The following is a 13,088-nucleotide window of genomic DNA, read 5'->3' as shown; positions in this document are numbered from 1 at the left end:
GGAACAAATAATAAGAAAATTGGGAAATAGAGTTTTACAGTTTTAAGTTTCACACTCTATATTTGATCCGAAAGATGGTGTATAAAATTAAGTACAGTACTTAATATGATGAATTTACCTAAAGTAGAGCGATTAAATTGGCTCTATATAGATATGAATAGTTATTTTGCCACAATAGAGCAACAATTAGATCATACGCTGAGAGGTAAGCCCATAGCAGTAGTAGCTAATCTGTCTGATAGCACTAGTGCTATTGCTGTCAGTTATGAAGCAAAGAAACTTGGTATTAGTACTGGCACTAAAATATTTGAGGCGAAAAAGATATATCCTGAGCTAGTGTGCATTGTGTCTAAACATGAGGAATATACAAAATATCATAAAGCCATATTTGCAGAGGTAGAGAAACATTTACAGGTAGATAAGATATTATCAATAGATGAGGCAGCATGCAGACTTACGGGAGAGTTATGTAATCAGGATAATGCTATTAATATAGCAAAACTGATAAAGCAATCTATTAGAGATAATGTAGGTGAATGTATAGAATGTTCGATAGGCATAGCTCCTAACCGCTATTTAGCAAAAATAGCGTCTAATATGCAAAAACCAAATGGTTTAGTAGTAATACGTCCTGAAGATATACCGAGGAAATTGTTGGGGTTGCAGCTATATGTATTTACCAGGAGTAGGCAAAAGTACATATAGTAGACTTCGGGGTTATGGAATCCAAACAATTGGGCAGTTATACAAGTTCTCACCTCAAGAACTCAAGAAAAAATGGGGGTAGTATTGTTGGGGCAAAGCTATGGTATTTATTGCGTGGTTATGATTTATCTAATGAGAATACAGCAAGTAATACAATAGGTCATAGTCAGGTGCTCGCTCCAAACTTACGTAATGTTGAATCAGCCCGAATAGTGGCTTTAAGTTTATTACAGAAAGCAACGTCTAGATTAAGAGCCAAAAAGCTTTAAGCATCACGAATTATAATAACTATTCAAACTACAGATAGACAAACGTTAAAGAACAGTATTAAGGTAGCAAAGTTATCGGATAATATATCGATATCTAAAATATTTGTTCAAGGATGGCAGGATCTAATAAATCCCTATATAGAAAATAATAATAAACTATCACCACATAAAATATCTATTGCTCTTACAAGTTTAACAGAGCTTGATAATCAGTTAAGTTTTAAAGATATGATGGCGAATAAGCAGAAAAAAAGAAATACATCTCTGATAGAATGTTTAGATAATATTAATAATAAATATGGTAATAATACTGTAGTATTAGGATGTACTACTAATAAAAAATAATCAGTAATATCAATGAACAACAAAAACATACCAAAAGATTCTAGCGAATTAAGCACCGCTGCTGACACTCAAGAAAGAAATCGTAACCATGAACAAGTAGACTCGGATGGTAGCAACACTGCCGAGCGTCCAAGGCATGATGAGCTATTTAAAAAGGTTATGAGTGAGCCTGTAGCTGCTCGTGAGTTTCTAGAGCATTATTTGCCAGTTTCGTTTAAGAACAAGATTAATCTAGGTAGCATTAAAATAGAAAAGGAAAGCTTTGTTACTGAAGATTTACGCAAAAGACTTAGCGATGTTGTTTATTCTGTTCCTTTAAAAAAGAATAATATTAAAGATAGTATTACTGAAAGTGCTAATCATGACAAAGCATACGTATACGTGCTTATAGAGCATCAGTCTAGTAGCGATTACTGGATTGCTTTTAGACTTTGGCAATATATGCTTTTGTTATGCAAAAGGCATAAGGACGCCAATAAAAATAATCAACCTAAAAGTAATAGTGCAAAAGAAAAAGGTACCAAGCTTCCTCTAATATGTCCTATAGTAGTATATGCAAATGATAAGCCTTATAATGCCCCAAGGAGCTTTTGGGAGTTATTTGAAGATAGCAGTGCTGCTAAAGCTCTAATGTCAGATGAATACTTACTTGTAGACTTACAAAAACAAAGTGATAATGAGATAGAGCAAAAGAAGCATCTTGGTATGATGGAGTATATGCTTAAACATATCAAGGCTCGTGATATCTTAAATCTTTGGCAAAGTCTACTTGAGAAGTTTGAAAGTAGTATTGAAATAGATAAAGAAAATGGCTACATTTACATTAAGTGGTTATTGTGGTATAGTGATGCTAAGGTATATGAAGATAAACAAGTAGAGCTTGCTAAGATCATAGCTAGCTACTTAAAAAAAGAAGATCAAGAGGGACTTATGAGAACTATTGCTGATAAATATATTGATGAGGGTATAGCTCAAGGCATGCAGATCGGGGAAGCTAAAGGCATGCAGATTGGCAGAAACGAGGGAAAATATGAAGTAGCTAAAAATATGCTTAATGCTGGCTCTGATATTTCTTTTATCTCTAAAGTTACAGGACTCTCTATTTCCGAGCTCAGCCGGCTTCTCAAGCCCTAATCCTTTTAGGTACAAAGGGATGACCCTTTGACCTAGAGTTTTCGGGTTCTATTTCTTTTTTGTCATTTTGTCCATCAGATTATCAGGATCTTTAGCTTTGCCTAAAACACTGACATTACAATCTTGTATTGTAACGTCATTTGCCCCTGTGACAGTTAAATATCTTGGGAATTTAGTAGTTACTAAATACGCAGCACCCCCTGATACAATTGCTGAAAATAATACCACTAGGCACATATTCTTGGGTATTTTCCAACAAAGGTACAGAAAGTACCGTGTCTATAGCTCCAGAAGCTAGAGTTTATGCTTGATACAGCAGTTTTACCATGTCCATTTTTACTAATTTACTTAATTTTATAGCTCTTCGTTAGAGATTATTCAGTTATAGTTTTATTTTAATTCAATTTGCTTCTCAACTTTTAATCTTTATCTCTAAAATGTTTTTATATTTCAGTACTATTGTATATTTAATTTTCAAAAATATTTTAACATGCTTATAGCATAATTATTTTTGTATAACGTTATTGCTACATAGATTATATAAAGATATAATCAACAAGCTTTTCAATGATTTAAGTAATAAATTATGCATGTAGTATAAACGAACGTTTGTAGTAGCAAGGAATACTAAATATATTCAATAAAATAATAACAGTTAGGTAAAGAAGATTTATATGTTAGTGGGTTATGTAAGAGTTTCTAAATCTGATGGAAATTTAGATTTTCAAAAAGATGAATTGATAAAGTTCGGCGTGGAACCAAAAATGATTTATGAAGAACATGCAAGTGGTAAAAGAGAAGATAGACCGGAATTATTAAGCTGCCTTAAGGCTCTTCGACCAGGAGAAGATACATTAGTTGTGTGGAAATTAGATAGATTAGGTCGTAACCTCAAACATTTAATAAGTATAGTTCAAGAGTTAGAACAACAAAATATAGGATTACATGTTTTAACAGGTAAGGGGGCGTGTATAGAGACAAGATCGGCATCTGGAAGAATGATATTTGCAATCTTTGCTGCATTAGCAGAATATGAAAGAGAACTGATCAGCGAAAGAACTAAAGCTGGTCTTAAAGCTGCTAGGGCTAGGGGAAGAAGAGGAGGAAGGAAATTATTGATGACAAAGACTAAACTTAGCATTGCCCGTAATGCTTTACAGAATCGTGACACTAGTATTAATGAATTATGTGAAGAACTCAAAATTACTAGATATACATTATATAGATATTTATCACCTGAAGGCAAACTTAGAGATTATAGTCATAAATTACTATCGATTTAATTCTATAATAAACCTAAGCATATATTAGATGTCGAGATTAAATATTTTATCAAAGTTAGAACAAAAGGAATTTGATACACCACCAATATTATCAAATGAGGCAAGAAAATCACTTTTTAGATTAAGCCAAAGCAGTAAAAATTATTTGCAACACATCAAGAGTGACGAAAACAAAATTAATTTTGTTATGTATAGTTATTTCAAGATAACACAAAAATTTTTTGTTCCTCAAAATTTTATAATGAAAGATATAGAATATGTTGCAAAACAATTAGGGATATTAGATTTTACGTATAGATCAATTATTAATAATTTAACCAAAAATAGTTTTAAAAGATATAAGCTAAAAATTTTGGAAAGAACTGGATTTGCAATGTTTGATTCATTGGCTAAAAAATTACTTTATAACAAATCATATCAATTGGCTGCAAATCATGTAAAACCAAAAATTATATATAACGATTGTATAGAGTTATTATTAAACCAGAAAATTGAGATTCCAAGATACTTTAGCATAAGTGAAATAATCAGGTCGGCTTTAGGAGATTATAAAGGAAATATATTAAGGTTATTAGCTCAAGTATTAACAGATAAACAAAGAAGTTTACTTGATGATTTATTAACTTACTCAGACGAAAAAGAGATTCATAAACTCACCACAATAAAATTGCTTAATCATTCTACAAAACCAAAAGCAATTAGGGAAAACATAAATGAGTTTAATAGAATAAGAGATATTTATAATCAGCATTTTTCTTTGATTAAAAATTTACCTTTGAGCAGTAAAGGTGTTGAGTATTTTGCTACTACCGTAATTAAGTCTGATATTTTTAGAGTAAAAAGAAAATCCGATAATGATAGATATTTGCATCTAATTACCTTTATCGTTTATCAATATAGTATTATACACGATGCATTAATGGATATTTTTTTAAAAGCAATAGGTAGTTTCAATAGTAGTAGTAAAAGAGAGCACCAGTTAAGGTGTTATGAAGAGAGAATCAGATTGCAGGTTGGTTTAAAGGAATATTTACTTAAGAGCCAAAAGGAAAATAAAGCTTTAAAAGAGATATATGATTTATATAAAGATAAAAGTAAGGATATAAGCACAAAGCTTGAGAAAATAGGCAATATTCTAGATAAATTATATGACAACAATAGTACTTTGGATATGACGAATATTGAAATATCACAATTTTCTAATAAAACCGCAGAATATTATGAGATATTGTCAGAAAAGTCACGTTCACTGCAAACTAAATTATCGCCTATACTGAAATCTTTGAATTTTGATTTAGAAAGGTCTAGTGCTAAGGAATTGCTAAAAGCGATAGAGTTTTTTCAACAAGTGGATAGTAAGATTCCTAATATAGTATCTTGTATACCATTGAATTTTTTAAACAAAGAAGATAAAGCAGATGTAATTATCTCTACAATAAAAGGGATAAAGCAAAGCCAATATAAAATCAATATTCCTTTATACAAAGTGTTATTGTTTAAGTATATAGCAACAAATGTAAAAGCTGGATGCTTAAACCTGGATTCATCATATAAATATAAAACTCTTGATGAATATCTAATCTCAAAAGATGAGTGGTATCAAAATAAGGAAGATCTTATAAAGCAAGCTGGACTTGAGAAATTTAAAGAAGTAACAACTGTTTTAGCTGATTTAGAAAAGGTATTAGATCAAGAATATATAAGAACTAACGAAAATATCATTGTAGGTATAAATAAATATATCAAGGTAAAAAAGATTAATGACTATGTACTAAATACACCAGCCTTAGATGAAAAAGGAAATAATAAGGTATCTTATCTATCTGATTATTTTCCAGATAGCTATAAAGTACCTATGCAGGAAATACTTTATACTGTCAATGAAATGTCAGAGTTTTTAGATTGCTTCGAGTATTATCAAACAACTCATCAAAGAAAATTATCAAAAAAACTTCTTATAGCAGGCATTATGTCTTTAGGATATGGTATAAGAGATAATGAAATAGCTTATATTTCTAGGGATATAAAATCTTCAGCTTTAGAAAATGTGGTCAATTGGTATTTTACAACAGAAAACTTACAAAATGCTATAGATTCTATTCTGAAATTAACTCATTTAACTTCAATAATTAGTATATACCAAGATAAAGATAAAAAAGTTCACACTGCATCAGATGGTCAAAAATGGAAAGTAGTAAATGATTCTTTAAATGCAAATTATTCTTTTAAATATTATGGTCAGGATCAAGGTGTAAGTGTTTTAAGCTTTATTGATAAAAGGCATTTGTTATTTTATTCCACTGTTATGAGTGCCTCTTTAAAAGAATCAGCATATGTTATAGATGGTCTAATGCACAATGATGTAGTGAAGAGCGAAATACATTCTAATGATACTCATGGTTATTCTGAAAGCGTATTTGCAATAAGCCATTTTTTAGGAATCTTTTCAGCTCCAAGGATTAAAAACCTTAGGAAGCAAGTTTTATCGGTCTTTCCAGAATATAGGACAAAATATAAGAGTAAGAAATATAAGATTATCCCAACTCATACAATAAACGTAGGAGTGATAAAAGAAAACTGGGACGAAATACTTAGAGTTATTACTACGATCAAGCTTAAAAGAAGCACTGCGTCTACTATTTTATCGAGGTTAAACTCATATTCTAAGAAAAATAAGTTATATAGAGCGTTAAAGGAATTTGGTAAAATAATTAAATCTATTTTTATTCTTAGGTATATTGACAATGTGGCATTACGCCAAGAAATAGAAGGGCAATTGAGCTTAATAGAGAATAGCAACAAATTTTCTAAAGCAGTTTCTCAAGAGAATGAACAATCGTTTATACAACAAACTTAAGCTGAACAAATTATTGCTGAAAGTTGTAGAAGATTAATGAAAGCTGCCATTATTTGCTGGAACTGTTTGTTTTTACAGAAGAAAATAAATAAAATCAAATCAGCTTTTGAACTTGAAAATATTATCCAAAGCATTAAATCTGGCTCGATAATGATATGGAGACACGTAAATTTTAGAGGAGAATATGACTTTTCTGAAGAAGTAACCAGGGATAAATATGGACTTAAAATGGACATGGTAAAACTGCTGTATCAAGCATAAACTCTAGCTTCTGGAGCTATAGACACAGTACTTTCCGTACCTTTGTTGGAAAATACCCATAGTACTATTATCAGTGGCTACGCAGAAGAAATACAAAACAGAAATAGATCAAGTAAGTCAAGGTGCATAGTACCCTACAATTTTTGTAATGGGAAGTTGAGAGTGTGAAAAAGCTCTTTTTTTGGAGGTAGTAATAAGGTATCTATGAGTTGAGTTATAGCTGTTATAGATTGATAGAAGGCATTTTTAATATAATCAAAGCCATAAGTAAATAATGAGAATAGTTGTTTTTCAATAGTTTTATAGCTTTTTATACGAATTGGATTTAGTGCATTTTGTATTAATCCATTCTTAACTATTAAGGCTGAAGTGATAGCAGCCACCACCAATAATTTCTCAAATCTATCCAAATTTACTAAGTGACTTTTTTCAATATCAAAACCACCACTTTTAAGATGCTTAAACAACCGTTCTATTGACCATCGATATCTATATAAAGCGAAAATATCAACTTCAATCTCAATGGATGATACCAACACCATTAATTCACTTTTATCGTTTTTATATGCAGCAAAATTAACTTTTTTATCCCACAATACACCGCTACAAACCTTATATTCTAAAGCTTTAAGATCATTAACTATTTTTACTATAGTTATAGTTTTTAAACTTTTTTCAAGGCGAATTTTGTTATCCCTTTTTAAGGGAATAGCAAATTTTATGTGATTATTTATCAGAAAATTTAACCATTCTTTATTCATAAATTCCCGATCAACCAGTAGATACTTTATTTTTGCAACACCCAAATTTTTAATAAATTTCTGTAAAAATTCTTCCATCAATTCTCCAGAACATACCCCACTATGCGGTAAAGATTTCCAGTACACTGGCACTGATATTTTACCAATTATAATTACTAAAAATAAAATATTAATATCTGATTTCCCAAATTTCCAGTTTGTTCGATCTATTGCTACAACATAATTTTCTATACCAAAAAAGCTTAATATCAATGATGCAACTTTCATATAATCAAAAGTAAATTCTTTCAAAAAACGATAAATCCTATGGGTTTTTGATGATATTTTAGCATTACCTACAATACCAAGGGCTAAACCTTTAAATAGAACTTCCAGTCATTAGACTGATTATCATTCCAGACAAACATTTTAATCTTGATTTATTTCCATCTATATATAAAATTAATTCTCGAAGTAGTATTTGGTGCATTGTTTCCCAAAAATATCCACCTTATACTACTTTATTACCCTTTAAATCAACCTTTCTTCAACATCTCTACAAAATTGTAGGGTACTATGCTTGATGACCTACAATTAGAACTTGATATTTGGTTAGAGTATTTCGATAATGAAAGACCTCATTCTGGTAAATATTGTTATAGAAAAACTCCTATGCAAACTTTTAAGGATAGTAAGAAATTAGCTGTTGAAAAGAATAATGAAATCTTGTATCTTGAATATGTATCTGACAGTCAAAATTTAACTAACAATCAGGTGCAAAATTTATAGTGTCTGTAAGATCAAATCTTGACTTCTGCAGTTTTTCGAAAGAGGTCTATTATACATCACCTAATAAGTGCGTATGTTCTGTATACGTACCTAAATTTTCATGTATTATGCTCTCTTCTGCAGGTTCTGGTACACTGCCACCATAATCATGTACATACTGTAATATTACATCAGCTGCCTGAGTATCTATTAAAGTTTCCTTATTGTTCTTCTTTAGCATTAATAATTGTTTCGCTTTATCTTGATTAACATTTTGAGCATATAAGTACTCTACTAGTAAAAACGCTTGTAACATACCGTAATACTCTTTCTCTATGCCATGATCTTGCTCACTTTCATCTTCTGCCATTTCTGCATATTCTGCTTGTATCAAGGGGGTACCATCTTTATTTTTATACTCTATTAGTGACTGTGCCATTTCTATATCTGCATTATGTACTACAAACATAAACACGATGTTAGCAATTACATCACAATCCTGATTGTTGGATACTAATTGCCTAATTGGGTATAGCTCGCTATTTTTTATTGTTTGCAATAATTGTGGTTGCTCTTGTAAAAAATTTTCAATTTTTTGGTGTATCATAATTACATTACTATACTGCTTCTTAAGTATTTGTGTTATATTTGACGGGTTCCAGTTATTTTCGTTATTCATTAGATCCTTTATTATTTCCATTATGTCTGACCATACATCTAAGAATTCTGATTGATCTAATATAACATTTAGTTTGTTGAGCTCATTATCCCATACTATTTTATCATCATTAGTAGGATTAGGACAAAATTCATTAAGCATTTTTTGCCATTTATTTCTGAATTCTGCTGTAAATATCTCGCATTGAATGTATTCTGTAGTTGCCTGTAAGTATTCTCTTACTAGTTCAGGATTTTGTGCAAAGTAGCCTGGTGCCTTCTCACCTTCATCATAATTAACTAGACGCACAGTTGGCATAGCGCAAGATATTAGTACGGTACAAATACCTTTACTACAAGCCTGCTTCATTGTTTCAACATTTAGTTCCTTAACATCATCTTTTGTATATTCAAAAGCAGCTTGGGTTAAATTTTTAATTAAATCAATTGTGAAATTGAAGTTTTGAGAATTATCAGTTTTTTCTCTGTACTTTATAATTAACCATGCCAAGTGTATAACTTCTCGCATAGTACCGTCAAACCATTGTAGTAAATGTTTTACTACCTTTAGTACTATTTCTACCGATATATTACGAGACACTGATTCTACATTGGTTGTTGCTCTACATTGTATACTGATTGTGCTATGTCCAAAACTATCTAGACAAAAAATGCGATCATTTTGTAGTTTATCAAGATAATTGTGTATCGCTTCTACTGATTGACCAATATGCTGCTCTGTCAACTGATATTGGAATTGGGATTGTAGTGCAGCAATGCACTTTTTTACTTCTTCATCTGCATAGTGTGTAGACTGAGGGTTTGTTATTATATTTTTTAATGTTTTGGTGCTTAAATCTTGGGTAGCATATTGTCTGAATTCATATTGTATCTCCTCATCATCAGTAAAATAATGTTGTACTCTATTACCAAAAAAATCTTGATGATTAATATTGATCAAGGGTACCCCATCTTCTCCTTTCAAACCTATTAATGTTTGCACTATTACTTTATTCCCCTGTCGTCCTGCAAGAGTTAATACATTATTACCTTCAAAAGGTTCAACGTTGAACCTTTTGAAGGTAATATAGTTTAGATATTGTTTGAAATGATCGTTTGTTAATTTTATTTTTAGTGCATTAATCAATCTTCTTAGTATATCGATATCGCCATATTGTATAGCTATCATCAAAGCACTTTCGCTATTTTGACTTCTTTTAATTATTATTTCGTTACTGTTATCTACACATACTTGCCCATGTTTATCTACTTCTATTATATCTATTTTATTTTTATCAAAATCTTTTAGAAATAGATGAATAATTCTGTCATTACTACTGAGTGCTTCTAAAAACGGATGCACGGTGTAAATATCTCCATTTATATTAGCATCACGATGATAAGTGAATGATCTATTAAGATCTATATTAGGATGTGTGAGTAATAGTTCTACCATATCTGCATCTTGCAGATCTATTGCCATCAGTAAAGCGGTACCACTATATTCATCTGTCATATTGCTTTTATTGACATCTATAACCAATTTATGATTTTGGGTGATAGTCATTAATGCTTCCACAGTTTGTCTATTTCCATTTAAGATTTCTTGGAAAAAGATCTTGTGTAATTCTGCTGTAATATCAATTGTTTGAGAGTCTTGTACTAATGAGTCTCCATCTTGACCTGTTATAGAAAGTAATATTCTGATCATCTCGATACTTATACATGGATCGAGTCGAAAATAATCAAATGCGAAATATAGTGCTGATTGACCTTCACTATTAGTAAGGTTTAAATATCTCCCAAATTCTTCTATATTATCTTGGAATTTCTTGTCTAAATAATTGATTAATAATCTAAGAATTTCAATATTACCTAGCTGGGTAGCTATTATTAAAGCGTGCTCTTTATTGTGATTAATTTGATATATATCCAATTTAGGATCTGCAAGAAGCTTTTCTACAATCTCTAGATTACCGTTATGTACTGCTAGTAAAAATGGCAAATCCCCATCCTTGATCGATGTACTCTGAGCAATACACATACCTCTTTCTTTGATACTTATATTAGGATGTGTGAGTAATAATTCTACCATATCTGCATCTTGCAGATCTATTGCCACTAGTAAAGTGGTACCACTATTGATCTTGAAGTTCTTGGAATCTACATCAGGATGTCTTTTTTGTTGTGCACACTTTCCAACATTGCATTGTAAAAGATCTTCACTAATCAAGTGTTTTGATGTGTGTATTATATTCACAATGGGTACTGTTTGCTTAAGAGCACTACTATTACTCACGGGCAAGTTATATTCCATTTGCTCTGATGGTAACTGCCCTACTGTATGAGTAGTCTCACCCCATTGTATCACTTGTCTTCCTAATATCTCTACGTTGTATTTTTGACAATTGCTTATTACTGCATGCTTACAGTGGTAATTAGTACTAAATAGTACTTGGTGACTTATTTTTCGCATAACAGAGATATTAGGAGAGGATTGTAGTCTATCAATAGAATGTTTGATATCTAAGTCTAGATCAATACTATATTCTATGTATATTGTAGATTTATACCAATAGTAAGGTGCATTCTCGTGATCGATGAATACATCTTGTTTTAATGTGCGATAGTCGGGCTTTATGAGTCCTATTATATAGGATATAAAACCGTCTAATCTATTTCTACTAAAATATTGATGTAATATAGTAGGTATATATTGGTTTAATGTGTTGAATATAAATTTATTTAATATGTTATAAGCGATATCAATATTATTACTGTTTTGTAAGTTTATTTTATATTGCAAATGTGATGCAGAACCAAACTGTGCAATGTTATGCATTCTGCTAGTACGTATTTGTACTTCTAACTTATGTAAATCTTGATATATGATTACTGTATGTAGTGATTGATAATTATTTTTCTTTGGAAATTTAATAAAATCTTTATTTCTGTTTGGAATATGTGTATAATTTCTTAAAATTGTATTTAATACCTTATAACATTCGTTATTTTGTTCTACAATTATTCTAATACCAATGATATCAAATAAGTTCTTTATTTTATTAGACTTATTTACTAACTTTCGTGCTATAGAATAAGTAGACTTCACTCTTCCTGATATTGTATATGCTAGATCCAATCTCGATAAAATATCATGAAATGAATTAATTACTTTAATCACTAACTGGTTTGGATTTTGATAATTGACTTTTAAGAAATCGGTTATAAATTTGTATAACTGAGGCTGTAATATTTCTAAACAAACATTTTGTAATGCATTATTAATTTTTTCTACTGTGATTTCTTTAAATAAAGATACATATATATCTTTTATCTCGTTACTCATTAAGTAATATTCTATATCTGATATAGTGCAATTAAATATTATCTTATGTAATAAATAAGCAAACCTTATTAATAAGACTCTGATTATAAGATGAGGTTTTAATGAAAGGAATAACTGAAACGTTTCTGGTGTTGTATTATAATATGTGTTTTGTATTCGGAATAATTTAACCAGTGAAAAAAATATCGCGGCTACTTCTTCATCACAATGATGTTTAATGTATGTTAATTTTAAGTTCTTTTTTACTGAGCTAAAAAATAATAAACATGTAATAACTGATTTAGTATCAGGGTATATTGAGACAAGAGTTTCTGATATTTCTAATAAGTGCTTATGATTGTGATCATATTTTAATAGAAACTTGACAGCTTTATTAAGTTGTGTATCATCAAAATGATGATCATACTTTTGAAGTATTTTAATAATATCTTGATAAGTCATGATCAGAAGTGTTGCATTAAAAATATTAATACATTACGATACTTTTAGCCTGTGTTATTATAACGAATATTTCACTTTAGTTATGCTATACCGCAATGTATAATGGACTGTTCAAAATTAAGCTGCCATTTGTGTATGATGTTGTATACTATCGAGATAGACATTCATGGGTTTTTTATAACCAATACTTGAATGGAATCTCTGATAATTATATTTACTGATATAATCATTGATACCATCTTTAAGTTCTCCTATATTGGGTATTTTCCAACAAAGGTA

At 30.2% G+C, this 13,088-nt stretch carries 7 protein-coding genes and 2 pseudogenes; 6 read left to right on the top strand and 3 right to left on the bottom strand.

Going from position 1 to position 13,088, the window contains the following annotated elements:
• Nucleotides 1-105: 105 nt before the first annotated feature.
• The 3 genes from ACE38Q_RS06545 to ACE38Q_RS06535 all read left to right on the top strand — a co-directional run bounded on the left by ACE38Q_RS06545 (nucleotide 106) and on the right by ACE38Q_RS06535 (nucleotide 2,453).
• Complete coding sequence (locus tag ACE38Q_RS06545; RefSeq protein WP_500190636.1) at nucleotides 106-705, top strand: DNA polymerase Y family protein; 600 nt, start codon at nucleotides 106-108, stop codon at nucleotides 703-705.
• Nucleotides 671-787, top strand: a complete 117-nt coding sequence (locus ACE38Q_RS06540) for a DNA polymerase thumb domain-containing protein (protein WP_500190634.1) — start codon at nucleotides 671-673, stop codon at nucleotides 785-787. The genes ACE38Q_RS06545 and ACE38Q_RS06540 overlap by 35 nt, the downstream gene beginning before the upstream one ends.
• A gap of 544 nt (nucleotides 788-1,331) precedes the next feature.
• A complete protein-coding gene (locus ACE38Q_RS06535; protein WP_500190631.1) occupies nucleotides 1,332-2,453 on the top strand; it encodes an Rpn family recombination-promoting nuclease/putative transposase in 1,122 nt (373 codons plus the stop codon).
• 48 nt (nucleotides 2,454-2,501) lie between these two features.
• Here the strand turns inward: ACE38Q_RS06535 and ACE38Q_RS06530 are convergent, their stop codons facing one another.
• Entirely contained in the window at nucleotides 2,502-2,690 is a 189-nt protein-coding gene (locus tag ACE38Q_RS06530) for a hypothetical protein (RefSeq protein WP_500190629.1), read from the bottom strand.
• Between the two features lie 437 nt (nucleotides 2,691-3,127).
• On the opposite strand from ACE38Q_RS06530, the gene ACE38Q_RS06525 reads away from it, so the two are divergent.
• Complete coding sequence (locus ACE38Q_RS06525) at nucleotides 3,128-3,736, top strand: recombinase family protein (RefSeq protein ID WP_500190625.1); 609 nt, start codon at nucleotides 3,128-3,130, stop codon at nucleotides 3,734-3,736.
• Between the two features lie 28 nt (nucleotides 3,737-3,764).
• Nucleotides 3,765-6,854 (top strand): annotated as a pseudogene (locus ACE38Q_RS06520) (Tn3 family transposase).
• A gap of 134 nt (nucleotides 6,855-6,988) precedes the next feature.
• Here ACE38Q_RS06520 and ACE38Q_RS06515 read toward each other — a convergent pair.
• The gene (locus tag ACE38Q_RS06515; RefSeq protein ID WP_500191364.1) at nucleotides 6,989-7,957 is read right to left on the bottom strand and encodes an IS4 family transposase; all 969 of its coding nucleotides are present in this window, start codon (nucleotides 7,955-7,957) and stop codon (nucleotides 6,989-6,991) included.
• Nucleotides 7,958-8,167: 210 nt separating this feature from the next.
• Between ACE38Q_RS06515 and ACE38Q_RS06510 the strand changes: the two are divergent.
• A pseudogene (locus ACE38Q_RS06510) lies at nucleotides 8,168-8,383 on the top strand (IS481 family transposase); the annotation flags it as partial.
• Between the two features lie 49 nt (nucleotides 8,384-8,432).
• Here ACE38Q_RS06510 and ACE38Q_RS06505 read toward each other — a convergent pair.
• Nucleotides 8,433-12,809: a RelA/SpoT-related domain-containing protein gene (locus ACE38Q_RS06505; protein WP_500190628.1), complete on the bottom strand. Its 4,377-nt coding sequence runs from the start codon at nucleotides 12,807-12,809 to the stop codon at nucleotides 8,433-8,435.
• Nucleotides 12,810-13,088 lie beyond the last annotated feature (279 nt).

It is taken from the genome of Rickettsia endosymbiont of Thecocarcelia acutangulata (genome assembly GCF_964263195.1).
Classification (GTDB): domain Bacteria; phylum Pseudomonadota; class Alphaproteobacteria; order Rickettsiales; family Rickettsiaceae; genus Rickettsia; species Rickettsia felis.
Note: the sequence above shows the minus strand (reverse complement) of the source record. Positions and strands in the feature narration are given on the sequence as shown.

What these genes read in the sequence shown, in the direction of transcription:
- ACE38Q_RS06545 (WP_500190636.1), top strand. Translation starts at nt 106, where the DNA reads ATGATGAATTTACCTAAAGTAGAGCGATTAAATTGGCTCTATATAGAT.
- ACE38Q_RS06540 (WP_500190634.1), top strand. Translation starts at nt 671, where the DNA reads ATGTATTTACCAGGAGTAGGCAAAAGTACATATAGTAGACTTCGGGGT.
- ACE38Q_RS06535 (WP_500190631.1), top strand. Translation starts at nt 1,332, where the DNA reads ATGAACAACAAAAACATACCAAAAGATTCTAGCGAATTAAGCACCGCT.
- ACE38Q_RS06530 (WP_500190629.1), bottom strand. Translation starts at nt 2,690, where the DNA reads ATGTGCCTAGTGGTATTATTTTCAGCAATTGTATCAGGGGGTGCTGCG.
- ACE38Q_RS06525 (WP_500190625.1), top strand. Translation starts at nt 3,128, where the DNA reads ATGTTAGTGGGTTATGTAAGAGTTTCTAAATCTGATGGAAATTTAGAT.
- ACE38Q_RS06505 (WP_500190628.1), bottom strand. Translation starts at nt 12,809, where the DNA reads ATGACTTATCAAGATATTATTAAAATACTTCAAAAGTATGATCATCAT.